The sequence below is a fragment of the Bacillus sp. ISL-75 genome, from assembly GCF_018613095.1.
Window position 1 is genome coordinate 22,623 of the sequence record NZ_JAGGQX010000025.1, and the last position, 24,162, is coordinate 46,784.

General features: G+C 37.2%; 25 protein-coding genes. 21 read left to right on the plus strand and 4 right to left on the minus strand.

The genetic code is table 11. The features are described 5' to 3' along the window. Window positions 1–267: 267 nt before the first annotated feature. The 15 genes from J7E63_RS11490 to J7E63_RS30495 all read left to right on the plus strand — a co-directional run bounded on the left by J7E63_RS11490 (window position 268) and on the right by J7E63_RS30495 (window position 15,684). Window positions 268–834: a DUF4256 domain-containing protein gene (locus tag J7E63_RS11490; protein ID WP_215012147.1), complete on the plus strand. Its 567-nt coding sequence runs from the start codon at window positions 268–270 to the stop codon at window positions 832–834. A gap of 224 nt (window positions 835–1,058) precedes the next feature. Continuing rightward, window positions 1,059–1,382: an ArsR/SmtB family transcription factor gene (locus J7E63_RS11495; protein ID WP_168242256.1), complete on the plus strand. Its 324-nt coding sequence runs from the start codon at window positions 1,059–1,061 to the stop codon at window positions 1,380–1,382. A 3-nt stretch (window positions 1,383–1,385) separates the two neighbouring features. After that, window positions 1,386–1,775 (plus strand): SRPBCC family protein, encoded by a 390-nt coding sequence (locus J7E63_RS11500; protein WP_215012149.1) that lies wholly within the window; start codon window positions 1,386–1,388, stop codon window positions 1,773–1,775. Between the two features lie 119 nt (window positions 1,776–1,894). Beyond that, a complete protein-coding gene (locus J7E63_RS11505) occupies window positions 1,895–5,065 on the plus strand; it encodes an ATP-binding cassette domain-containing protein (RefSeq protein WP_215012154.1) in 3,171 nt (1,056 codons plus the stop codon). A gap of 319 nt (window positions 5,066–5,384) precedes the next feature. Next, entirely contained in the window at window positions 5,385–6,599 is a 1,215-nt protein-coding gene (locus J7E63_RS11510; RefSeq protein ID WP_215012161.1) for a C40 family peptidase, read from the plus strand. Window positions 6,600–6,767: 168 nt separating this feature from the next. After that, window positions 6,768–7,475 (plus strand): M48 family metallopeptidase, encoded by a 708-nt coding sequence (locus J7E63_RS11515; protein ID WP_215012163.1) that lies wholly within the window; start codon window positions 6,768–6,770, stop codon window positions 7,473–7,475. A gap of 34 nt (window positions 7,476–7,509) precedes the next feature. Continuing rightward, window positions 7,510–8,007, plus strand: coding sequence for a YehS family protein (locus J7E63_RS11520; RefSeq protein ID WP_215012165.1), 498 nt, complete (start codon window positions 7,510–7,512; stop codon window positions 8,005–8,007). 76 nt (window positions 8,008–8,083) lie between these two features. Continuing rightward, a complete protein-coding gene (locus tag J7E63_RS11525; protein WP_215012167.1) occupies window positions 8,084–9,553 on the plus strand; it encodes a protein adenylyltransferase SelO in 1,470 nt (489 codons plus the stop codon). Window positions 9,554–9,604: 51 nt separating this feature from the next. Then, the gene (locus tag J7E63_RS11530; RefSeq protein ID WP_215012169.1) at window positions 9,605–9,874 is read left to right on the plus strand and encodes an iron-sulfur cluster biosynthesis family protein; all 270 of its coding nucleotides are present in this window, start codon (window positions 9,605–9,607) and stop codon (window positions 9,872–9,874) included. Window positions 9,875–10,047: 173 nt separating this feature from the next. Continuing rightward, on the plus strand, window positions 10,048–10,821 hold the full coding sequence (locus J7E63_RS11535; protein WP_215012171.1) for an IclR family transcriptional regulator: 774 nt from the start codon (window positions 10,048–10,050) through the stop codon (window positions 10,819–10,821). A 52-nt stretch (window positions 10,822–10,873) separates the two neighbouring features. Further along, complete coding sequence (locus tag J7E63_RS11540) at window positions 10,874–11,761, plus strand: acetaldehyde dehydrogenase (acetylating) (RefSeq protein WP_215012172.1); 888 nt, start codon at window positions 10,874–10,876, stop codon at window positions 11,759–11,761. A 23-nt stretch (window positions 11,762–11,784) separates the two neighbouring features. Further along, window positions 11,785–12,813 carry a 4-hydroxy-2-oxovalerate aldolase gene (dmpG, locus tag J7E63_RS11545; RefSeq protein ID WP_215012178.1) on the plus strand — a complete coding sequence of 343 codons (1,029 nt, stop codon included), beginning with the start codon at window positions 11,785–11,787 and terminating at the stop codon, window positions 12,811–12,813. A gap of 233 nt (window positions 12,814–13,046) precedes the next feature. Next, window positions 13,047–14,453: a GntP family permease gene (locus J7E63_RS11550; RefSeq protein ID WP_215012187.1), complete on the plus strand. Its 1,407-nt coding sequence runs from the start codon at window positions 13,047–13,049 to the stop codon at window positions 14,451–14,453. 230 nt (window positions 14,454–14,683) lie between these two features. Beyond that, window positions 14,684–15,127, plus strand: a complete 444-nt coding sequence (locus J7E63_RS11555; RefSeq protein ID WP_251026732.1) for a HEAT repeat domain-containing protein — start codon at window positions 14,684–14,686, stop codon at window positions 15,125–15,127. A 137-nt stretch (window positions 15,128–15,264) separates the two neighbouring features. Then, complete coding sequence (locus tag J7E63_RS30495) at window positions 15,265–15,684, plus strand: hypothetical protein (RefSeq protein ID WP_374193721.1); 420 nt, start codon at window positions 15,265–15,267, stop codon at window positions 15,682–15,684. Here J7E63_RS30495 and J7E63_RS11560 read toward each other — a convergent pair. Both J7E63_RS11560 and J7E63_RS11565 read right to left on the minus strand, forming a co-directional pair. Continuing rightward, on the minus strand, window positions 15,569–15,994 hold the full coding sequence (locus tag J7E63_RS11560; RefSeq protein ID WP_251033495.1) for a MarR family winged helix-turn-helix transcriptional regulator: 426 nt from the start codon (window positions 15,992–15,994) through the stop codon (window positions 15,569–15,571). The genes J7E63_RS30495 and J7E63_RS11560 overlap by 116 nt on opposite strands. 36 nt (window positions 15,995–16,030) lie before the next feature. Further along, window positions 16,031–16,510: a glutathione peroxidase gene (locus J7E63_RS11565; RefSeq protein ID WP_215012189.1), complete on the minus strand. Its 480-nt coding sequence runs from the start codon at window positions 16,508–16,510 to the stop codon at window positions 16,031–16,033. A 162-nt stretch (window positions 16,511–16,672) separates the two neighbouring features. Here J7E63_RS11565 and J7E63_RS11570 point away from each other — a divergent pair, with 162 nt between their 5' ends. The 3 genes from J7E63_RS11570 (at window position 16,673) to J7E63_RS11580 (ending at window position 18,144) form a co-directional block, all read left to right on the plus strand. Then, window positions 16,673–16,900, plus strand: a complete 228-nt coding sequence (locus tag J7E63_RS11570; protein WP_215012191.1) for a hypothetical protein — start codon at window positions 16,673–16,675, stop codon at window positions 16,898–16,900. Between the two features lie 191 nt (window positions 16,901–17,091). Further along, entirely contained in the window at window positions 17,092–17,475 is a 384-nt protein-coding gene (locus tag J7E63_RS11575) for a vWA domain-containing protein (protein ID WP_374193723.1), read from the plus strand. Between the two features lie 60 nt (window positions 17,476–17,535). Beyond that, window positions 17,536–18,144: a methyltransferase gene (locus J7E63_RS11580; RefSeq protein ID WP_215012195.1), complete on the plus strand. Its 609-nt coding sequence runs from the start codon at window positions 17,536–17,538 to the stop codon at window positions 18,142–18,144. On the opposite strand, the gene J7E63_RS11585 is transcribed toward J7E63_RS11580, so the two are convergent. Further along, window positions 18,133–19,209 (minus strand): UvrB/UvrC motif-containing protein, encoded by a 1,077-nt coding sequence (locus J7E63_RS11585; protein WP_215012201.1) that lies wholly within the window; start codon window positions 19,207–19,209, stop codon window positions 18,133–18,135. The genes J7E63_RS11580 and J7E63_RS11585 overlap by 12 nt on opposite strands. A 97-nt stretch (window positions 19,210–19,306) precedes the next feature. Next, on the minus strand, window positions 19,307–20,791 hold the full coding sequence (locus J7E63_RS11590; protein WP_215012203.1) for a peptide MFS transporter: 1,485 nt from the start codon (window positions 20,789–20,791) through the stop codon (window positions 19,307–19,309). A gap of 334 nt (window positions 20,792–21,125) precedes the next feature. Between J7E63_RS11590 and J7E63_RS11595 the strand changes: the two genes are divergently transcribed. The 3 genes from J7E63_RS11595 to J7E63_RS11605 all read left to right on the plus strand — a co-directional run bounded on the left by J7E63_RS11595 (window position 21,126) and on the right by J7E63_RS11605 (window position 24,160). Then, window positions 21,126–21,890, plus strand: a complete 765-nt coding sequence (locus J7E63_RS11595; RefSeq protein WP_215012205.1) for a MerR family transcriptional regulator — start codon at window positions 21,126–21,128, stop codon at window positions 21,888–21,890. 307 nt (window positions 21,891–22,197) lie between these two features. Beyond that, on the plus strand, window positions 22,198–23,211 hold the full coding sequence (locus J7E63_RS11600; RefSeq protein WP_215012206.1) for an ABC transporter ATP-binding protein: 1,014 nt from the start codon (window positions 22,198–22,200) through the stop codon (window positions 23,209–23,211). Next, a complete protein-coding gene (locus tag J7E63_RS11605) occupies window positions 23,192–24,160 on the plus strand; it encodes an ABC transporter ATP-binding protein (protein WP_215012208.1) in 969 nt (322 codons plus the stop codon). Before J7E63_RS11600 ends, J7E63_RS11605 begins: the two co-directional genes overlap by 20 nt. Window positions 24,161–24,162 lie beyond the last annotated feature (2 nt).

Below are 24,162 nucleotides of genomic sequence, written 5' to 3' on the forward strand. Positions count from 1 at the left end.
AAAAAATAAATAATATCCATCATAGAGCATCTGCAGAAAAATGCAGGTGTTTTTGTTTGGTTGTATAAAATGCTGTAGAATGAAATTAAATTAAAATTTTATTATGATTAAAAGCATTTGGTTTTCTTAGATGGTAATTTGACTTGTGTGAAGAGAACAGGATTCATTAATCTTGTTAATATCCTTTTTATTAATCGACAAAATACACCCATTTTAGGGGCGTGAGGCACCGCAAATCAATCAATATAATATAGGAAGAGGTTTAGTATGAATAATGAAAAAAGGAAGTTGTCACCAGAACAACATGAAGAAATACTTAGAACATTGAAAGCCCGTTTTGAGAAAAACATGAATCGCCATAAAGGACTTGAATGGGCTAATGTACAAGCAAAGCTAGAAACTAATACTGAAAAACTGTGGTCTCTTTATGAAATGGAAAGAACAGGCGGTGAACCGGATGTTATCGATCATGATAAAAAGGCGGGCGAATACATTTTTTATGATTGTTCAGTGGAAAGTCCTAAAGGCCGCAGAAGTGTTTGTTTCGATCGTGAAGCGCTGGAGTCAAGGAAAGAACACAAACCAAAAAACAACGCTATAGAAATGGCTGCTGACATGGGTATTGAGATTTTAACGGAAGAACAATACCGGGAGATGCAGAGACTTGGAAATTTCGATACTAAAACATCGAGCTGGGTGAAAACACCTGATAATATTAGAAAACTCGGTGGGGCCATCTTTTGTGATCGTCGCTACGATACTGTTTTTGTGTACCACAATGGAGCAGAATCCTACTATGCTGCAAGGGGTTTCCGTGGCTCACTAAGGGTCTAAATTTTGCTGTGAAACGCTGCCCTGTGAAGGGACAACCCATTATTAAGAAAGGCAACTAACCCATTTTTGGGAGTTGCCTTTTTACGTTTCCTGTAAGGGATTATCAAAACTGTATTGAATATGAATAAAGATATGATAACAAATGAATTGAACGATTAACTTATGACTAAAATAAAATTTGACGGGACACCAATTAGTGTCCTATTTAAAAAGGGGGGGTGATTTTGAGCGAGAAAAATCAAGAGCGTGATGTTTATGCAGCCATCGCTGACCCAACAAGACGTAAATTGTTAGGTTTGTTGGCGGAGGCAGAAGAGTTACCTCTTCACGAATTAACTGCTCAATTTCAAATGGGGCGTACTGCTGTCTCTAAACATTTGGCTATTCTTAAAGAAGCGGGCCTAGTTGCTGACCGTAAAGTTGGTAGAGAAACAAGGTATCGACTAAATGCGGCTCCGCTACAGGAAATTAAAGATTGGGTATCCTTTTACGAGAAATTTTGGAAGGAAAAGGTGATTCTCTTAAAAAATTTATTATCGGAGGAATAAATAATGGCAGATGTATCATTAGATTTTCAGTTTACAAGTTCAATCAATAAGGTGTGGAACGCATTAACAGATTCGGATACTCTTGCAAAATGGATAATGAAAAATGACTTCAAGCCAATCGTAGGACATAAATGTCAATTCCGAAATGAGCAGTGGAATTTAATTGTAGATTGTGAAGTATTAGTAGTGGACGAGCCTAATAAGTTATCTTACACATGGATAGGTGGTCCGATAAACACTACTGTCACATGGACATTGAAGGAAGAGGATGGCACAACCTACTTACATCTTGAACAAGCAGGATTCGAAAAAGAAGATCAAGCGTTCAATGGTGCGAAATATGGTTGGGCGAACATGGGCGAAGAACTGAAAAAATTATTAGAAGAAATGTAAGATCAAACGGCTCAGTATAGGACTGAGTCGTTTGTTTTTTCAAAAAATAAGACAACAAATTCATTTGAAGTTGTGCTAGCATGGCAATACTAGATTTAGAGAATGGAGAGGAGAAAGCTATGAAAATAAATCAATTAATCGCGAACAATATTAACAAATTAGATGCAGCACTTCTAGCTGATCAATCGTTAGGAATTGCCGGTTTGTCTGGATCTGGCAAAACAACTTTTTGTCAAACCATTGGTGAAGAATCCAAGAAGCGTCTCGTTTCCTTATTGCCAAAGGCTGAATATCAGTATTTATTTCCTAACATTATGGAAACCAATTTTAGTGCTATCAAGATGGAAGAAATGCCACTTGTCCTTTTTCTGGGGAGATCATCCATTTCTTCCAATCCACGTTCAACAATTGGCACGCATACTGGCGTGTTTACAGAGATTCGTGTTAGTCTTGCTGAAAAATATAATCTTTCTCCGGAAGTGTTTTCCTTTAATAATGCATTAGGCTGGTGTCCAGAGTGTAAGGGTCGTGGAACTACTAAAAATGTCGAATGTAAAAAGTGTAAGGGAAAGCGCTATAATCAAGAAGTTGAACTATATAAAATTGAATTATTTGATCAACCACATAGTATTTCCGATATCAACAATTTAAGCATTGAATCGATTCTATCTCTAGCAGAAGTTTTACATATTAGTGAAGCGAAACAGCATATTCTTAAAAATATTATCAAAATGAATATTGGTTACTTAACCTTAAATCGGATCATGGGTACATTGTCAGGAGGGGAAATAACACGTCTTTACTTGGCAGAATTCATGGCAGCAAGTGAAAATACCGTGATTATTATTGATGAAATCTCCGTTGGTCTTGATCACCAAACATTATTGAAAATTTTAGAACAGATTCACCAATTAGGCTATAAGAACCAAATCTGGTTCATTGATCATTCTGACACAGTCCTGGATACAACAGATGAGCAATTGTTCTTTGGACCCGGAAGCGGGAAATATGGCGGGGAAATTGTAGAAGAATCACCACGTCCCAAACCAATCATTTGGGAACGAAATCAGGCAGTGCCAGCAGAATACTATCATTTTCAAGATCTTTACTTCCGTAATATTCAAATGGCTGAAATTCAGATTCCCAAAAATAGACTTGTCACCTTTACGGGTGAGTCTGGATGTGGTAAATCTACGCTAGTCAATGAATGTATCGCCAAAGATTTTCTGAAGCGTTATCCAAAAGATAAACTGGTTATCGTTGGTCAGGATCGAAACCAATCGATTACCAGTCGATCAACCGTTGCGACTTTTCTTGATATCAAAAAGAAACTCACAAAATATAGTGAAGATATTGATGATATTTTTGAGCGCTCGATTGAAGACATTATTGAGGACCTTCCAAATGAAGACATCGCACATAAACGTTTGAGCTTACTAATCAAACTTGGACTAGGTTATTTGACATTAGAAAGAAAAACACAAACATTATCGACTGGAGAATTTCAATGTGTTCATTTAGTTTCGGAGCTGTTTGCTAACTCAAGAAACCCACATACGCTTTTTATTTTTGATGAGCCTTCAAAAGGTTTATCACAAAATATTTTAAACCAATTCATTGATAGTGTCAGGGTCATTCTGCAAGATGAATCAGTCTCTATCATGATGATTGAACATAATGCCTATATGTTAGAAAGCTCTGATTTTATCGTTGATTTTGGTAAAAGAAAGATTGAACCTGTCACTCATCTTGAAGTTGTCAGTCATAACGAATATTACGAGCTTAAAAATAAGGAAGATGTTGTGCTTCCATCGCAAATTTCTTCGACACTCAAAGCGCAAAATGGCATTACTTATTTAAAAGAAAATCATATCGACTATTTTAAGAATGCTGAAAATGTCTATAAGGGCGGTATCTTAAAAAGCTTATCATCAATGGCCCGTTTAATTTACGGCGAATACGAATCTGACACCATTGCACCTGTCATTGCCATAGATCTTGAAAGACATTTGTATAGCCAATATAGTTTTCTCTATGAAATGGGCGGCGTGATCAACCATATTGTGGCGGCGCATCCGACCAATAAAGATACGAGGAGTTTTGATTTCTATTCACAGGACAATCATTGTCCTTCGTGCTCAGGCCGCCTTAAGATTGAAATATTTGATAAAGATCTTGTCATTCAGGACAAAACCGTTCCATTCTGGGATGGCCTATTTTATCCTGAAGTGATGGAAGTATTAAAATATTATCAATATCCAAAATTAGAGTTTCTATTTGAGGAAATTAAGAATGAGCTCGGGTTTGATCTGACGAAAAGCTACAATGAGATGTCAAAAGAAGAAAAGCATATTTTTTGGTACGGATATTTTGAAAAGACATTCTATGATAAAGCAGGCAAGACACAGAGGACCTGGGTAGGCTTTAATACCATCGTTGGTGGGTATATGGTCATTTCGAAATCGGTGATTAAAGAGAAAATGAAAGCATCTAAAGAAAAGATTACCTGTCCGATTTGTCATGGAACTGTACTTAATCATCATAAACAGCTTACATTTGGTGACACAGATATTCGTGAGATTATTAATCAGCCACTAGATCAAGTGTTACAAATAGTCGGTGATTTACCTGTACTCGCAAAGCTAAAATCAATTGTTGGCGGCGATATGACTTTGACAGAAGATGTCTCCCTGCTGCCTAGGGAAACACAAGTCGCGCTGAAAATGTTTGAATTGGAACTCGCAAGCTTTGTTGGGTATGAAATGGTATTACAAAATGTCTTACCATTCTGGGACAGCATTAAAGACAATATCGAATCCATCAGCATCAATAATGAGATTACCATCTGTGATTTTGCCAATATCAATCAGACGAGAGAAACTATCATTAATAAGTATTTCACTAATGGAAAATACAAAAAACTAACGTATGTTTATGAAGCATTTGGTTACAAAAAAATAGTCACTCAAATTAATAAAATTAATAAAAGTTATCCATGTCCATTCTGTAAAGGGAAGAAAGTCATTACGGAAGAGAATCTCCATGATGGCGTGTTTAAATTAACGATACCATGTGTGAGTTGTCGTGCAAGTGGCATCAATGATGAAGGTCGCAAGGAAATGGTCGAAGGCATATCAGTAATAACATGGTTAACTGGCAAAGTAAGTGATGTTGTTGATGAAAGTTTATATATAGAAGCTGTCGCTGATATTTCAATTTTTAATCGTATTCGTGAGTTAAATAAACGAGATATGATGGCGGTTTATCAATGCCTTGAGCAAAATAATTAGATTAGAATGATTAAAACAAGCCATGTAAGTGTTAAAAGAATTGATATTAAGAAGCTGCAAATTTGGAATGGGATAATATCCTGTTTCTTTTTTTTGGTCTATTTTAACAATACAGGTTTATGTTTAGGCTCTAGAATACCGTGATGGGTGTCCGTCTAAAATAGGGAACAGGAGTCGACTCTTTATCAGATTATTCTACATAAAATTACAATTATATTACATTATCGACTGTTTCATTGTTATTAGTCCGTTTGGAAGATAAACTATTAATATATATAAAAAATCGAATTAACAATAGGTAATAAGAGGAGATTTTAAAATGATAAGAAAATTATTTAAATATACAGTATCGGCTGCCATCCTCGCCACTATGATTCAAGCAACACCTACTTTTGCAAGTCCAGTAGATTCACCAGTTACACTAGAAGAAATCAATACTACAAAAGTACAAATCAATGACTTTGAAACAAAGATCCAGCAATTAGACAACCGGATCTCCTTATCCATGGAGAAAAGTCAAAAACTAAACGATCAGATTAAAACACAACAAGGAAAAATTGAAAAAACAGAGGCTGAAATTGAAAACGCTAAAAAGTCCTTAGATGCTCATAAAAAGGTCTATTCGGATCGTCTAAAAAGCATTCAGTTAGAGGGCAAACAATCAATCGCTACATACGCGGAGCTTTTACTTTCGTCTGATAACATTTCAGAGTTTTTAACTCGTTTTACTGCTATATCGCATATTATGGAAACTGACACAGACTTACTGAACGGTTTAAATGATAAAGAACAAGCGTTAGAAAATGCAGAGGAAAAATTACATAATGAGTTTGACCAATTAAAAAAGAGCCAGGTTGAATTAGCTTCTGAACAAAAAATGATTGAAGAAGATAAAAAAGAAGTTGAAAAAGGAATAGCTGAGGCGAAAAACACATTACAAAACCAACAGGCTCAACTGGCACAACAAAAGGCTGAACAAGCCCGACAGCTTGCTGCACAACAACAAGCCCAAGAACGCGCTCAGCAAGCCCAACAAGAGTCCAGACAGCCTGCTCAGCAAGCCCAACAAGAGTCCAGACAGCCTGCTCAACAAGCCCAACAACAAACTCAACAGCAGCCACCAGAAAGCAGCAGACCTTCTAAGTCTACACCAACGGCAGTTGCAGCCATTTCAACTAACTCTGGATCGGCAAGTGCGATGATTGCGTACGCTAAACAATTTTTGGGCGTTCCTTACGTTTGGGGCGGGTCAACGCCAAGCGGATTTGATTGTTCGGGATTCACTTCCTATGTGTTTCGTTCAGTCGGCATTAATCTGCCAAGAGTTTCACGAGACCAGCAAAATGTTGGAACAAGAATTTCTCCGAGTCAAGTACAGCCAGGAGATTTAGTATTCAGGGGTTCTCCTGCCTATCATGTCGGCATTTATATTGGAGGCGGGCAATATATACATGCTCCGCAAACGGGTGATGTTGTGAAAATTGCTTCGTATAATCCGTCTAAATTTTCTAGTGCTGCTAGAGTATTGCGTTAGAAGTAACAATTTTTTGAAATGTAACTTTAAATAGTGAGACCCTTGCAAAAAAAGTTAATTGCTTTTTCAAATAAACATAGGCAAAATCATGTTAGAGTAGGTTATTTATACTTACTCTAATTTTTTTTGCTGTTATTTTACCCATTGTCATAAAATGAAGGTGATTAAATGATACATAAATATTTAGGTCAGACCCTTAGTTTTGAGATAAATTATAAAAATCGTACATCCATGGGCATTTATATCGATGTTTATGGAAATGTTGAAATCCAGGCTCCTAAAGGGACCTCCGATGAACTTATCCTGCAATTATTAGAGGAAAAATGGGATTGGATCCAGCAAAAATCAACAGAAATGAAGGATAGAACGCTTGGCCAAAAGGTAAAGGTCTATGATCATGGTGAAACCTTTCTTTATTTAGGAAACGAATATCCTATCCAGGTTTCTCAAGATATAACTATCAAGCAAGACTATGTAGTGCTAGAAGGGGATAAGTTATATATATATGTGAAACAGCTTGAGGATGAGAAAATAAAACAAGCCTTAAAACGGTTTTATTATCAGCAGTGTAAAACCTTAGTAGAGAGGAGTATTCGTTCCTATCAAAGCAACTTTAAAATTAAACCAAGGTCTATCCGTATTTCAGATAATAACAGGAACTGGGGAACCTGTGATTCCAGGCAGCAATTAACCTTCAATTGGAAGCTCGCGATGGCCCCATTGAAGGTAATTGATTATGTAGTCGTTCATGAAATGTGCCATATGGTTCATCTGAATCATGATCGATCTTTTTGGCGCCTTGTAGGTAAAATAATCCCCGAGTATGAGCAAATGGAGAACTGGCTATCTTTATCAAGTTGGAAAATGACTGTCTAAAATGGGAACATCAATTTTAAAGGGAGACTTACTGATGGATAATAATGATATATTAATTCGAATGAGATATGCACTAGAAATAAAAAATAAAGAAATGGCAGAAATATTTAAACTTGGCGGAGTGGAAGTAACAGTCCCTGAGGTAATAAAGATTCTAACAAAATCCGATGATGAAGCTGAATATGACGATCAAATAAAATGTAATAACAGTATGTTAGATTCATTTTTAAATGGACTTATTTTTTTTAAAAGAGGGAAACAAGAGACCAAACCAGGACAGTCGGAAACACCGGAACCGTCAATAAAGAAAAGCGCAAACGTTAATAATCTCCTGTTGAAGAAAGTAAAAATAGCGCTGGCCTTAACTACGGAGGATATGCTGGAAATATTCGAAAATGCAGGAATAACAGTAACAAAAGGAGAACTCGGCGCTTTATTAAGAAAAGAAGGACATAAGAATTATAAAGAGTGCGGGGATAAATACGCTAGGAATTTCTTAAAAGGTTTAGCTTTAAAATATAGGGTAATTTAATAACACAGTATTTTAGAATTCCTATAATATTTGTGTAAAGTAAGTTTAAAAAGACAAAAAAAGAAAAGGGGATACGATGGCTAAAGAAATTAATGAACTAGGCTGGAACTTAGATAACAGTTATGCCCGACTGCCAGACTCATTTTTTACCAGGACCGACCCAACACCTGTCCGTTCACCCAAGTTGATTATTCTAAATAACAGGCTGGCAACCTCCCTTGGCTTGAATATACAGGAGCTCGAGAGCGAAAATGGCGGAGCAGTATTTGCTGGCAACCGGATACCTGAGGGGGCAATGCCGCTTGCCCAAGCATATGCAGGGCATCAATTTGGGCATTTCACGAAATTAGGGGATGGACGGGCCATCTTGCTTGGTGAACAAATCACCCCGAAAGGTGAACGGTTTGATATTCAACTTAAGGGTCCAGGTAGAACACCGTATTCCCGCGGAGGCGATGGTCGAGCGGGGCTTGGACCGATGCTGCGTGAATACATCATCAGCGAAGCAATGGATGCGCTAGGGATACCAACCACCCGAAGTCTAGCAGTTGTGACAACCGGGGAGGCAGTACTCCGCGAAACCGCCCTGCCAGGAGCAATTCTGACTCGTGTGGCAGCCAGCCATCTGCGCGTTGGTACCTTTCAATACGTTGCAAAATGGGGCACAGTTGAGGAGCTCCGGGTATTAGCAGACTATACACTAAAACGCCATTATCCTCACGTTGAAACAGATGAGAGACGATATCTATCGCTGCTACAGGAAGTGATCAAACGTCAGGCAGCGCTAGTAGCGAAATGGCAGTTGGTTGGCTTTATCCACGGGGTTATGAACACCGACAACATGACCATTAGCGGAGAAACGATTGATTATGGTCCGTGTGCTTTTATGGATACCTATGATCCTGCAACAGTATTTAGTTCTATTGATAGGCAAGGACGTTATGCTTATGGCAATCAGCCGTATATTGCCGGTTGGAATCTCGCTCGATTGGCAGAAACTCTTTTGCCGCTCTTACATGACAATCAAGAACAGGCTGTCCAACTGGCTCAGGATGAGATTTCACATTTTATGGAGTTGTTCCGGGGTAATTGGCTGGCTGGAATGAGAGCCAAACTCGGTATATTCAACGAGGAAGAACAGGATGAATCTCTTGTTGAAAATCTTTTAACTATGATGCAGAAGTATAAGGTGGACTATACCAATACCTTCCGAGCATTAACTTTTGATAAGCCGGAGGATATAGACTTAGTGAAGACTTCAGAATTTAAGCAGTGGTATGAGCAATGGCAAGCACGTCTAAATAGACAGCAGGAATCGAAAGACTCCTCACACCAGTTGATGCGTAATAGCAATCCTGCGGTAATCCCTCGTAACCACCGGGTGGAGGCAGCACTAGACGCTGCCGTGAATCAAGAAGACTACAGCGTAATGGAGCGGTTGCTTGATGTACTTTCAAGCCCTTATGCGCACTCCCCAGAACAGGCGGAATACTGCACGCTTCCTGAGCAATCAACCCAGCCTTACCAAACCTTTTGTGGTACATGATAATCATTAATTAAATCTCTTTTTAGGAAATTAAGGTATGAGGATGATCGCGTGTTTATATTAACTGAAAATGCCAAAACAGAACTAAAAAATAGGTTGAAACTAGCAGCTTCAAAACAATTTATCCGGCTGCAAATGCGTAAAAGTTGTTTTATGAAAGTGAAATTGACCTTGGAAGAAACGATTCAGCCAAATGATGCAGAAATCACTAAGGATGAGTTGCATTTCATTATTGACAATGGTGAGTGCCATTATTTCAATAATAAAACGTTAGATTTTATCCCAGATACAACAGGTTTTAAACAATTTGAGATTATTTAAAAAGGAGTCTGATTTCTATGAAATCAGGCTCCTTTTTTTATATTTTCAACGTAAATTAAAAAAACAGCTAAATTATTAAAAATATTGACAGAATAATGAACGAGAGTTATTATTAGATTGTCCTTAAGAAACGCGAACGTCGTTCGATAATGTCGAATATGAGGAGGATGGTTGTGTCAGAACGTTTAATTCAGTCGGTTGAAAGAGCCGCTGATATCCTAGAATTATTTTTGGTTACTAAACCAGAACTAAGTATCAAAGAGATTAGTGAGAATTTAAATTTATCAAAAAGTACTGTCCACGGTATTATCAAGACCTTGGAACATAGAGGATTTCTTCAACAAAATCCTGAGGATTTGAAATATAAGCCTGGGATCAAGCTTTTTGAACTTGGGAATTTTGTCGGAAAACATTTCGATATTGGGAAAATTGCAAGGCCCATTATTAGAGATTTAGTGGATGAACTAAATGAAACTGTTCACTTAGTTTCGTTACAGCGAGATGAAGTTATTTACATTGAAAAAGTAGAAGGTCAAAGTGCCCTTACTATTTATTCGCATATTGGAAAAAGAGCTCCTTTTCATAGTACGGGTGTGGGAAAGGCAATACTTGCCAACCTTAATGAAAACGATGTTAACAGAATATTATCATCTATCAATTTGGAATCATTTACAAAGCACACGATGACAAATATTGAGGAAATAAAAGACCATTTACATTCCATCCGTGAGCAAGGCTATGCGGTCGATGATGAGGAAATTGAGTTAGGGCTTAAATGTATAGCTGCGCCGATATTTAATCATCAAGGAAATGTAATCGCTTCAATAAGTTGTGCTGCACCTAAAATGAGGCTTGATGAAAATCGGCTGCCTAAGGTGATAGCAGGAATTAAAAGTGCTGCAGCAGAGATTTCAAGTTGTTTAGGCTATAAAGGTAAAAATACCTGATAGAAAGACAAAGAGAGAAATAAACACATTAATTTTTAGGAGGAGAATTATTTTGTCAAAAGTAAAAGTTGCCGTTCTTGGCTCAGGGAACATTGGTACAGATTTAATGGTCAAACTGGGACGCTCTGAATATTTAGAGCTAACAGCTGTGATTGGGATTGACCCGCAATCAGACGGATTACGCCGTGCTAGAGAATTAGGTTATGCTGGGGTTGATACGGGAATCGATGGTTTTCTTGCAGACCCAACACTAGAAGCAGACATCGTTTTTGATGCAACTTCAGCCAAAGCTCATCTTTATAATGCAAAAGTGTTAAAAGAAGCAGGAATAAAAGTAATTGACATGACCCCTGCAGCTGTAGGCCCATATGTATGTGCTGCTGTAAATATTGATGAACATTTAGATAAAGATAATATCAATTTAATTACCTGTGGTGGTCAAGCAACCATTCCAATGGTTCATGCAGTTAACCGAGTAGCTCCAGTAGAATATGCAGAAATCGTTGCAACGATTGCGAGCTTAAGTGCTGGCCCTGGAACACGTGCAAATATCGATGAATTTACGGAGACAACTTCACGTGCAATTGCTGACGTTGGTGGTGCTAAAAAAGGAAAAGCGATAATGATCCTAAACCCTGCTGAACCGCCAATTATGATGCGTGATACCGTTTATACACTTGTTGAGGATGGAAAAATGGATGAACAAGCGATCAGGAAATCGATTGAGGAAATGACTAAGGTTGTTCAATCCTATGTTCCAGGCTATCGACTCCGCACAGAACCAATTTTTGAAGGAAATAAAGTAACCATCTTCCTTGAAGTAGAAGGTGCTGGTGATTACCTTCCTAAATACGCAGGAAACTTAGATATCATGACATCTGCCGGTGTTAAAATTGCCGAAGCGTTTGCTAAAAAATTATTAACGAAAGAAACAGTTTGAACTGTAGAAAGGGGTAAAAAATAATGACAAATGAAAGAGATATTCTTATCACAGAGGTAGCATTACGCGATGGAAGCCATGCGATCAATCATCAATTTACAGTTGAACAAGTACTTAAGGTTGCAAAGGCATTAAATGACGCAAATGTTCCTTATATCGAAGTATCACATGGAGACGGTTTAGCAGGATCTTCTTTACAATATGGACTTTCCCGTACAAATGAAATGGAATTAATCGAAGCAGCCGTTTCTGTTGCCGACAAATCCAAAATTGCTGTGTTGCTTTTACCAGGAATCGGTACTTTACATGAATTAAAAGAAGCAGCTAATTTAGGAGCAAAAATGGCTCGTATTGCAACACATGTAACAGAAGCAGATGTGGCACCACAACACATTGCCTACGCAAAAGAATTAGGGATGGAAACAGTTGGATTCTTAATGATGAACCATATGGCACCTGTTGCTAAATTAGTAGAACAGGCTAAATTAATGGAAAGCTATGGAGCAGATTCAGTATACGTTGTTGACTCTGCAGGTTACTTACTTCCAGACCAAGTTCGCGAACGTATTCGTGCTCTTAAACAATCCATTGGCGTTAATGTTGGTTTCCATGGTCATAACAATTTATCTTTAGCGATGGCCAATACACTTGCCGCAATCGAAGAAGGTGCTACTCGTATTGATGGCAGTGTTCGTTGCCTTGGTGCTGGTGCCGGTAATACACAAACAGAAGTACTTGTAGCAGTTTGCGAACGGATGGGTATTAAAACAGGGGTAGATTTATATAAAATGATGGACTTAGCTGAGGACATTGTGGCACCACTTTTACAAGTACCACAAGAAATCACAAAAGACAGCCTAACACTCGGATATGCTGGTGTATATTCTAGCTTTGCTCTTCATGCAAAACGTGCAGCTGCAAAATTTGGTGTGGATTCACGTGATATTTTAATTGAACTAGGAAAGCGTAAAGTAGTTGGCGGTCAAGAGGATATGATTGTTGAAGTGGCTGCAGAGATTGCTAAAAGCAAGTCAAAAATAGTCTTGGCCTAATAGTTATAACCCATTACAAATAGATTTATAGAACATTAAAAAATTAATAGAGTTGATGGAAGAGGGGACTAAACTGTTCCCACCTCCATCGACTACCTTATATCGGAATGATTTTAATTTTATTTTAAAATGTTCACTGCTTGTGTAAGCGTTTTACCTTTAAGAAGAGATAGATCACCGTCTTAATTTCATCTTAGTTGGAATTTACATCCTAGGAATAGAGGAGAAATTTTATGGAATTAGTTATTATATTATTAGCACTCGGAATGTTAATGTTTATTGCATACCGGGGATTTTCAGTTATCATGTTTGCACCGTTATGTGCATTATTCGCCGTCTTTTTAACAGACCCAGATTGGGTTCTTCCGTTTTTCTCCAACGTATTTATGGGGAAAATGGTTGAATATATTAAACTATACTTTCCAATTTTCCTATTAGGGGCTATTTTCGGTAAAGTGGTAGAAATGTCAGGATTAGCCCGTTCAATTGCATCTACCCTTATTCAGTTAGTAGGACGTAAACGTGCAATGTTAGTTATCGTTTTATTGTGTGCGATTCTAACATACAGTGGCATAAGTTTAGTCGTTGTTGCTTTTGCTGTTTATCCATTTGCAGCGCATTTATTCAGACAGTCAGATATTCCGAAACGATTGATTCCAGGGACGATTGCACTTGGTTCATTTACCTTTACGATGGACGCACTTCCTGGTTCACCTCAGGTGCAAAACGTTATCCCAACTACATTTTTCAAAACAGATCTTTACGCCGCGCCTACTCTTGGAATAATTGGGGCAATTTTTATCTTCATACTTGGGATGCTCTATTTAAATTCACGTCGTAAAAAGGCAGAAAAAGCGGGCGAAGGCTATTTTAGTTTCGGCACAATCAAAGAAAAACAGATCGACATTGATTTAGACCAAAATGAAAGTATAGCCCGTAAAATCTTGGCATTTGTTCCAGTAGTCCTTGTCGGTGTCTTAAATAAAGTGCTAACCACATGGATTCCAAAATGGTATCCTAACGGCTTTGATTTTTCTAAGATTGGCTTAAATTTTCCAAATGTTGAAACTTCCCAGGTTGTGGGTATTTGGTCAGTTGAAATTGCTCTTATTGTCGGTATTCTTACGACCATTTTATACAATCGTAAACCCGTTGTTATGAACTTCAAGGATGGCATGAATCTGGGTATTGCTGGTGCATTATTAGCCATCATGAACTCTGCAACAGAATATGGTTTTGGGGCGGTAATTTCAAACCTTCCTGGTTTTACGATGGCGAGAGATGGAATTGCTAAATTATTTACGAATCCTCTATTAAATGGGGCAGTTACAACCAATGTTCTATCTGCTATTTCTGGTTCCGCATCGGCTGGTATCGCCATTTCACTTGGGATTATGGCAGATAAATATATTGAACTAGCAACTCAATTCGGTATCCCGCTTGAAGTAATGCACCGCGTAATTTCCATGGCTTCAGGGGGTATGGATACACTTCCACATAACGGGGCCGTCATTACGTTGCTTGCGATCACAGGCTTAACACATAAGCAGTCCTACCGTGACATTTTCGCTGTTACCATTATTAAAACAATCGCTGCTTTCTTTATCATTTTAGTATATTTGGTAACGGGGATTGTTTAATAATCCAATGGTTAGATACAGTTTATAGATCTCCAGTCATGGAGGCAATAGCAAGTAGACAAAGTCTAAGTTTGGACAAGTCTACTTGCTTTTTTTAAACTGGACATAACCTACCTACTGTTTTTTCAGTTTATTAAAGTGTAAATTGACATCAATCATTATAAATATTACACTCAAATCTTGTATAAGGTATGGTCGAATTATATATGAAGAGAAGGAGATTGGATTATTTGAAAAAAACTGAAGAAAAAAATACGTTACCTGAAAATTATGAGGAATTAAAAAAGCAGGCTAGTCGAACATCTAATTGGAGGGAACGTTTAGATGCTGTTGAAGAGTTAGGAAAGTGGAAGAACAAACATATTGTCGATATATTAATGCGTGTAATGAATAATGATTCCGTATATAAGATTCAAGAAGCTGCATTCCGTCAGTTGAAAAAATTAGGGGAAGATGTTCAATTACCGCAAAGAAAAAAAGGTGACTTGATTAAAGATATAACGAAAATCTTGGTAAGAATTAAGAAGAGTTTACCTGAAGATCATAGCTATGAAGAGTTCAAAGAGAAGATACAGAAGATGAGACTTGATGTATATGATACTTACGAAGGTGATAAGGGTGCTGACTTTGATACATGGCTTGAAAGCACATGGGTGTCCTTACCTAAAAGGTAAATCGTTAGCGTCATTTCTTTTTTTATAATAAAGACAGATACCCGATCGCAAATTATAGCAATCGGGTTTTTAGTGAACAGTTTAGCGGATATCCAGACAGATTAAAAGGGACCAACATCCCATACTTTGCAAGAATAGTGGCAGTTGTAGACGTATATGATGCACTGACTTCAGAACGTTCTTACCGTAAATCATGGACACATGGGGAAGCAATGAAGTACATTATAGAAAATATGGGAACCCATATTTTGACCCTCACTGTGTTGACGCGTGGGAGCAGCTCTGTATACGGAATCCATCTGTCTATCAATTTCCAGCACAGGCGATCAAAGACCAACCGACCATACGAAAAATATCTTCAATTAAATAATACTAAAAAACAACACTTGAAAAAAAGTGTTGTTTTTGTGAATGGAAGTATTTTTAAACCATGTTGTAAGGTTAATGTTCCCGTTCTTTCAACTTACTATGCAATTGATTCAATCGCACCATTAATTGTTTATATTCCTCGAGTTCAATATTACAGGATTGTATTTCTTCACCAACTGTTTTTGTAATAGCTTGTTTTTCTTCCAGTGCTTTCTTTTGTAAATGGATATAGACTTTTCTTTCATCTGCCTTTGAACGTTCTTTTCTAAGCCATCCGTTTGCTTCCATTCTTGATAGCATGGGAGTCAATGTTCCTGTACCTAAACTCAATTTTTCTCCTATTTCTTTAACCGTTACACCATCTTTTTCCCATAATGCTAATAGAACTAAGTATTGAGGATAGGTTAATCCATAAGGTTGAAGTGTGCTGGAATATAACTTATTGAATTCACTTGCTGTTTCATAAACGGCAAAGCATAGTTGGTTTTTTAATAACATGAAGTCTTCCAAGATAATCACCTTACTTTAAAATAATTATGAAAATAATCTTTTTATATCCTTCTCAATTCTGCTTGGTTCAGTCGTGGGGGCATACCGTTCGATCACCTGACCCCTAGAGTCGACTAGAAATTTTGTGAAATTCCATTTTATATTTTTTGTAAGAGCACCTGGTTTCTGGTTCTTTAAATAAGTAAATAGGGGATCAGTATTATTGCCATTTACATCAATTTTAGCGAATATTGGAAAGGTTACCCCGTAGTTTAATTGGCAGAACTGTGTTGTCTCTTCAATATTATCAAATTCTTGATTATTGAATTGATCACAAGGGAAACCTAAAATCTCTAAACCATTCTCATTAAACTTTTCATATAATTCTTGAAGTCCTTTGAATTGAGGTGTTAACCCACATTTACTTGCAGTATTCACAATAAGTAAAGGCTTGCCTTCATAATCCATTAATGATTTTTCCTCACCATTAGTCATCTTTACACTAAAATCATAAATCGTTGTCAATTGAGTCTCCCCCTTGGTTTTTACTATGGAATTTTTTAGATTGAATCGCCTACGATTTAATCTTACACGATTTAATTAAGTGTGGCAAGTTTGAATATGTTAACTAGGCTGGATATCTGGAATGGAAAAGAGAAAGATAAAGATGAAAAGGAGGGTTTTCCAATGGGTATAAATTTGTTTAATGGTAAAAATGGAGAAGAAAAGGAGAAACTTAAAGACGTTCTTGAAGATTCAATCGAAACGGAAGAAAATTTAATGCGGACATATCTAATAACGGCAGAGCGAATTCATGATGATGATGAACTAAAGGAACGCCTTGAAAACTTTGCCGAAGGAAATGCGAAACGAACCAAACAACTGATTGATGAACTCAATGAAATCAAGGAATAGTAAAATTTAGTGCTCATCTGTGAATAGACCAAGATGAGCATTTCTTTTTTACTTGCATACGTTTCTATTGTTATTCTGATTACCGCAATTATCCAAACATAAACCTTTTCTTTATAAACCAAAATAATATGGTTCACTTATACATTCCAAAGGAGTTGGTCGTGTTGAAATGGCACAAAACGATACTTTCAATGATTCAACAGCGTCAAGATAAAAAGGTTGCGTTAGCTGTAGACACTTCCACGAATGAAGCCCCAAGCATATTAATCAATAACATAGTAAAACTGTTTGAACAATTAAAGCCAGACACCATTTTGGTGCAAGCGGATTTTAAAATTAGAAGTACATCACCTGTCAAAAGTGATACAATTAAATACTATACACATGGGAAATCTTCGTATACCTTGGTGCTTGAGTGGGCAAAAGAAGAAAATATCGATACACTATTTTATATTACCGATGTAACCGGCTTTATTTCAGAAGACATAGAAGATGTTAGTTATGAAATGATTTGGCTTGTACCTGGAGCTATTTTGCCAAGGGTTCCTTTTGGCAAAGCAATTAAAGTAGCCTGAAAAGAATCCCTCACGAAAAGTGGGGGATGAACTCTTTCGGATAGGAGTTATGAGTTTTCAATGAAAGAATATTATTATGATAAATTAATGGGGATAAAAACGGGAGGGGACCAAGAGGGATTTAATAAGTCCTTTCACTACCATCGTTATGAGCCAACACCATATAGCGCCCTCGAAGAATTATTTAACAACTATAAATTAACTAGCCGTGATCGAATAGTTGACTTTGGGTGTGGCAAAGGGCGGTTAAACTTTTTTATTCATTATCTATTTAATGCAATGGTTGTCGGCGTTGAAATGAATGAGGATTTCTATCAGGAAGCAATTGAAAATCGAACTAGTTATTTAAAGAAAACCGACACGAGAAATAGCAATATTGATTTTTATTGCGGTTTGGCGGAAGAATACCAAATAAACCCTAATGACAATCGATTTTACTTTTTTAATCCGTTTTCGATCCAAATTTTTATGAAAACCATTAATAATATATTGCTATCGGTGGAAAAATCCGAGCGTAATATTGAATTGATTTTATATTACCCATCAGAAGATTATATTTATTATTTAGAAAACGATACCTCTTTTGAATTGAAAAAAGAAATCACTTTGCCTTACTTCTATGAACATAATTCTAATGAGAGATTTTTAATTTATCAATTAATCGTATAGCTTTTGCATTAATCTGTTTATCTCATCGTATAATTCAGCTGTGTTTTTAGTATCAAGCAATTGTTCAGAAATGACGATATAACTGCTGTTGCTCCCTTTCAAATAACTATAGATAATCTGCGCGGCATCAATTTCATCTCTGCTGACTTTTTTTGTTGAATTAACTTCTGTAGTTTTAAAAATGGTTAAAATATTGGTCTTGATTGTTTCTCTTATAGACACACTCTCAGACCATGAATATTTTTCACAAAAGAGTATTTTGTTCTTCTTAATTAGGAATAGTTTAAAAGTATATTCATTTAAGGGCTCAATGACTGCGAGATTTTTATTACTTTCCGTAAATTCAATCACTTTTTCTTTATTAAGAAGGGAGTGGATGGCATCCAACGTGTCTCTATACTTTGCAGCCACTTCAAAATCAAATTCTTCAGAAGCCTCTGTCATTCTTCGCTCCATAACTTCAAGCAGGCTCATATCGGTGCCATGCAGTAAGCCGATAATCTTAGTTATGTTTTCATTATATCGATCAAGTGCATCTCCTCCTAAACACATACCAAGGCATAAACCTAAGGAATAATTTAAGCAGGGAGTGTTCTTGTTTGAAGGGCTGCTACAGCAGATCTTATAGAATTCCTTGATACCTTGGAGCGCCTTTTCGACAGTATGTTTGCTTGTATACGGACCAAAATAAAGACTGTTAGGGTTATTAGGACTGCTACAAGTGTTGATTCTATGATAGCCGGCATCCATTTCAATCATAATATAGATATAGGATTGAGTATTTTTCATCATTCTATTAAAAATGGGCTTGATTTCACTGATTAATTTACATTCTAACATAAACGCTTCAAATTCTGTGTCAGTAAGAATATAGTCAAAATCCTTTAGGCTTGCTTTTAGCTTTATTATCTTTTTAGGATGGGTTTTTGAATTTTGAAAGTAAGACCGCACACGATTTTTAAGGTTTTTTGCTTTCCCTACATATATAATCTGTGCTCTGGGGTCCTTCATAAGATACACTCCAGGGGAAGAGGGAAGGTTTTTTACCTTTTCTTTAAGATCCATATGAATTCCTCCGTTCACACTATATTTTATCACAAATAAAAAAGGTGCCCGGCCTTCACCATCAATAGATGAGAAGACTAGGCACCTTTTTTTATAATTACCTGATACCTTTCATGTAGCCCTGAATTTTTGGTGCTAACATTAATAGGATAATACCTAGTACGATGGATGCTCCACCAATCACACCAAAATAGGTCATTTCAGTTTCAGGTGTGTAGAATTTAACAACTTGTGCATTTAGTGCTTGTGCAGCAGCACTTGCTAAGAACCATAAGCTCATTGTTTGTGCTGAAAAGGCTGCAGGGGCTAATTTAGTAGTCGCTGACAAACCAACAGGTGACATGCATAATTCTCCAAATACAACAATTAAATAACTAAGAACAAGCCACATTGGACTCACCAATGAATTCGTACCGCCAAAATAAGCAGGTATAAGAATAACTAGGAATGACAAACCAGCAAATAATAATGATAATGAGAACTTTTGAGGTACTGATGGCTGACGCTTTCCTAATTTAACCCACAACCAAGCAAATACAGGCGCAAATATAATAATAAATAACGGGTTTAAAGATTGAAACCACGCTGGCTTAATTTCAATTCCGGCAAAATGTAATTGTGTACGAGTATCAGCATAACTTGCAAGGATGGTTGAACCTTGCTCTTGAATTGCCCAGAACATAACCGCTGCAATAAATAACGGGATATAAGCAATAATCCTTGAACGTTCTACAGCTGTTGTTTTTGGACTACGGTACATCACAACGAAATAAATCGTCGGAATTAAAATACCAAGAAAAGTAACAATATTAATAAAGCTAGCAAAAGTTAAAAGTCCGTTTGGTATTAATACTGCACATAAAACAGCAAGAATAATTACAGCTAATCCAATAAAAGTGAAGACTTTTTTCTTTTCTGCAGGTGACATTGGATTGGCAATCATCGTTCCTGCAAGACCTAGATTTTTTTTCTTTGTAAGACTGAACACAATTAATCCTAAGAACATACCTACAGCGGCAATTCCAAAACCTAAGTGGAAGTTACCAACCGATCCAACGATTAACGGGGATAAGAATGCTCCCAAGTTAATACTCATATAGTAAATAGTGAAACCTGCATCACGACGTTCGTCCTTTTCGCTGTATAATTCACCTACTGCGGAAGAAACATTCGGTTTAAGCATTCCAGTACCTAGGACAATCAATACCATGGAAACAAAGAACATAGAAACACTGCCAGGAATAGCTAGAGCTATATGTCCAAACATAATCAAGATTCCGCCGTAAAACACGGCTTTTGAAGAACCGAAGACCCGGTCAGCAAGCCAGCCGCCAATTATTCCAGACATATAAACAAGTGATCCATAGATGGACATGATAGAAAGTGCGAGATTTTTATCAATGCCCAATCCACCTTTAGAAACTTCATAATACATATAGAAAACGAGGATGGCTCTCATTCCATAGTAAGAAAAGCGCTCCCAAAATTCAGTAAAGAAAAGAGTAGATAGTCCTTTAGGATGTCCGAAAAATCCAGTTTGAGGTACACTATCCACAATTTTCTGTCTATTTATGTTTGACATGTTACAACCTCCCTTTTATTATACTATAATACTTTCTGTTGTTTTGAATTGTCAAAAACTTTTTTTCGGAAAATAAGTTATGAAAGGCTATAAACATTGATAATACTGAATTTCAGTTTAATGAAGGGGAAAAAGAAAGTTTTTTTAAAATAGTAAATGATTTCAGATAAGAGGGACTTTTCACTCTAATAGACCTTAATTGGGTGCCTGACACCACAGATGGACATTTGTCCATCTGTGGTGTCAGGCACCTTTTTTTCGAAAAATAGGCATAATAGTGATTGACATTGACGTTGCGTAAAGGTGTATCGTTAGTTTATAAGGGGGTGAACGAATGGAGTATACAGTGCAGAAGCTTGGAAGTCTAGCTGGTGTTAGTACTAGAACACTTAGGTATTATGATGAAATTGGAATTCTTAAGCCAGCTAGAATCAATTCATCAGGATACAGAATTTATGGTCAAGCGGAGGTGGACCGTCTTCAACAAATCTTATTTTACAGGGAATTAGGGATCAGTTTAGAAAGTATAAAAGAAATTGTAACGGCTCCAAACTTTGATGGCGCTGCAGCACTTAAAGAACATCGTGAAAAACTCCTTGAGAAAAAGGAACAGTTAGAATTATTAATTGCGAATGTAGATAAAACGATCGCAGTAACAGAAGGGAGAATGAAAATGTCAAATATAGAAAAGTTCGAGGGTTTTAAGAAAAAAATGATTGACGAAAATGAGAAAAAATACGGGAAAGAAATTCGAGAAAAGTATGGAGATGAAACCGTTAATAAGTCAAATGCCAAACTTCAGAATATGACACAAGAACAACATGCTGAGGTAACAGCACTAGCTGAAAAATTGACACAAACGTTAGCTGAAGCTTTTAAAACAGGGGATCCAGCCGGAGAAAAGGCACAAACAGCCGCTGACCTCCATAAGCAATGGTTATGCTACTATTGGAATGAATATAGTAAGGAAGCCCATGCAGGTCTGGCACAAATGTATGTGGATGATGAAAGATTCACCGCCTATTATGATAAACAACAGCCAGGGACCGCAGAATTTTTAAGGGATGCCATTCACATTTATACGGGTATGAAAAAATAACTTTTTACAATAGATGAGATTCCCTGTAAGACAGCGATAGTCTTACAGGGTTTTTTTATTTCCTTTTATATTTTTTATTATTTTAATATTTAAAGAAAAAATTTGGTGTATAACACAAAAAAATGCCTTAGTGCATTAACGCGACTATGTGGTACTGGAATATTTTGAACTTTTTTCACGTAATTGACAAAAATGGATAGTACCTCTAAAGTAATATATGTCATAATTATTTTAAAATTTATTATATTATTATATTTCTGATTAGAAAGAATACATAAAAACAATCTATGTACAGGTAGGTGTAAATGTGGAAAAGGATCCTATTCTTCGTATTAAGGACTTAAAAGTATCGTTTCAATCAGGGAAAAAATTCGTGCCGGCAGTAGATGGTATCAGTTTTGAGTTAAAGGATGGAGAAATTCTAGGGATTGTAGGTGAATCGGGGAGTGGTAAAAGTGTCACCTCTTTAGCGACCATGGGTTTGATTCCTTCTCCACCAGGAAAAATCGAGAATGGTGAAATCATTTTTGAAGGAAAAGACCTGAAAAATATCTCCGAAAAAGAATGGAGAAAAATCCGCGGGAATCAGATTTCAATGATATTCCAAGAGCCTATGACCTCATTGAATCCGTTGTTTACAATTGGTAATCAGTTAATGGAAGCCATCCGACTACATACAGACCTTTCAAAGCGAGAAGCAAATGTACGCAGTATCGAATTATTAAAACTTGTCGGTATTCCAAGAGCAGAAGGAATCCTTAAAGAGCATCCACATCAACTATCGGGTGGTATGCGGCAACGGGTAATGATTGCAATGGCCATGGCCTGCAATCCTAGAGTGTTAATTGCGGATGAGCCAACAACTGCACTTGACGTAACAATTCAAGCACAAATCCTTGCCTTAATGAAGGACTTAAATAAAAAGACAAATACAACGATTATTCTCATTACCCATGATTTAGGTGTCGTTGCAGAAATTTGTGAACGCGTAATTGTCATGTATTCTGGGCAAATCGTGGAGCAGGGTGATGTTAGAACGATACTCAAAAATCCTCAGCATCCTTATACAAAGGGCCTATTAAAATCCGTCCCTGATTTAAGAGGAAAAAAGGAGCGGCTTTATAGTATTCCCGGCACTGTCCCTACACCCGGAACAATCCAAAAGGGCTGCCGGTTCGCGGCTAGATGTGCAGAGGCATTCGGTCAATGCCAAGAAGAAACACCAGGTTTATTTAAAACGGAAAAAGACGGACATGAAGTACGCTGTTTCCTACATACATTGAAGAAGGGAAGTGACAACCATGTCAGAGTTACTTCTTGAAGTAAATGGATTAAAAAAATACTTTCCGATTACAGGCGGCCTTTTTGGAAGCAAACAAGGAGAAGTCAAAGCGGTTGATGATGTATCCTTTTACGTTAGAAAAGGAGAAACATTGGGAATCGTTGGTGAAAGCGGTTGCGGTAAATCGACCACGGGCCGTCTGCTCATGCGTTTGATTGAAGCAAGTGAGGGTAGGATTGTTTTTGAAGATCAAGAGATTACTAGTATGTCAAAATCCGAATTAAGAAAAACTCGACGAGATATCCAGATGGTATTCCAGGACCCCTATGCATCGCTTAATCCAAGACATTCGATCGAACAGATTCTTGAGGAGCCGCTCATTGTTCATGGAATAGGGACAAAAGAGGAACGCAAAAAGCAAGTGAGAGATATGCTTGAGGTGGTTGGCTTAAGCAGTTACCATGCCAAAAGGTATCCGCACCAATTTAGCGGCGGTCAGCGTCAAAGAATTGGAATTGCAAAAGCGTTAATGACCAAACCAAAACTAATTATCGCCGATGAGCCTGTTTCAGCTCTTGACGTATCCATTCAGGCCCAGGTTCTTAACCTGATGAAGGACATACAAAAGGAATTTCAGCTTACTTACATATTTATTGCTCATGATTTAGGAGTTGTACGCCATATCAGTGACCGTGTTGGCGTGATGTACTTAGGAAGATTAATAGAGTTAGCTGAAAGTGAAGATCTATATGAAAATCCAAGGCATCCATATACAAAAGCGCTCCTATCAGCTGTGCCAATACCGGATCCAGATATAAAGAGGGAGACCATTTTAATAGAAGGAGAACTTCCAAGTCCTGCGAATCCTCCCTCAGGTTGTGCCTTCCATACACGATGCTCACATGTGATGGATATTTGTAAAAAGACTAGACCTACGGAACAAAATCTAAACGGTCATTTTGTCGCATGTCACTTATATAACAAGTGATT

Excerpts from the sequence above, each read along its gene's own strand:
- J7E63_RS11490 (WP_215012147.1), top strand. The coding sequence starts at position 268 with ATGAATAATGAAAAAAGGAAGTTGTCACCAGAACAACATGAAGAAATA.
- J7E63_RS11500 (WP_215012149.1), top strand. The coding sequence starts at position 1,386 with ATGGCAGATGTATCATTAGATTTTCAGTTTACAAGTTCAATCAATAAG.
- J7E63_RS11505 (WP_215012154.1), top strand. The coding sequence starts at position 1,895 with ATGAAAATAAATCAATTAATCGCGAACAATATTAACAAATTAGATGCA.
- J7E63_RS11510 (WP_215012161.1), top strand. The coding sequence starts at position 5,385 with ATGATAAGAAAATTATTTAAATATACAGTATCGGCTGCCATCCTCGCC.
- J7E63_RS11515 (WP_215012163.1), top strand. The coding sequence starts at position 6,768 with ATGATACATAAATATTTAGGTCAGACCCTTAGTTTTGAGATAAATTAT.
- J7E63_RS11520 (WP_215012165.1), top strand. The coding sequence starts at position 7,510 with ATGGATAATAATGATATATTAATTCGAATGAGATATGCACTAGAAATA.
- J7E63_RS11525 (WP_215012167.1), top strand. The coding sequence starts at position 8,084 with ATGGCTAAAGAAATTAATGAACTAGGCTGGAACTTAGATAACAGTTAT.
- dmpG (WP_215012178.1), top strand. The coding sequence starts at position 11,785 with ATGACAAATGAAAGAGATATTCTTATCACAGAGGTAGCATTACGCGAT.
- J7E63_RS11550 (WP_215012187.1), top strand. The coding sequence starts at position 13,047 with ATGGAATTAGTTATTATATTATTAGCACTCGGAATGTTAATGTTTATT.
- J7E63_RS11560 (WP_251033495.1), bottom strand. The coding sequence starts at position 15,994 with ATGTTATTAAAAAACCAACTATGCTTTGCCGTTTATGAAACAGCAAGT.
- J7E63_RS11570 (WP_215012191.1), top strand. The coding sequence starts at position 16,673 with ATGGGTATAAATTTGTTTAATGGTAAAAATGGAGAAGAAAAGGAGAAA.
- J7E63_RS11575 (WP_374193723.1), top strand. The coding sequence starts at position 17,092 with ATGATTCAACAGCGTCAAGATAAAAAGGTTGCGTTAGCTGTAGACACT.
- J7E63_RS11580 (WP_215012195.1), top strand. The coding sequence starts at position 17,536 with ATGAAAGAATATTATTATGATAAATTAATGGGGATAAAAACGGGAGGG.
- J7E63_RS11585 (WP_215012201.1), bottom strand. The coding sequence starts at position 19,209 with ATGGATCTTAAAGAAAAGGTAAAAAACCTTCCCTCTTCCCCTGGAGTG.
- J7E63_RS11590 (WP_215012203.1), bottom strand. The coding sequence starts at position 20,791 with ATGTCAAACATAAATAGACAGAAAATTGTGGATAGTGTACCTCAAACT.
- J7E63_RS11595 (WP_215012205.1), top strand. The coding sequence starts at position 21,126 with ATGGAGTATACAGTGCAGAAGCTTGGAAGTCTAGCTGGTGTTAGTACT.
- J7E63_RS11605 (WP_215012208.1), top strand. The coding sequence starts at position 23,192 with ATGTCAGAGTTACTTCTTGAAGTAAATGGATTAAAAAAATACTTTCCG.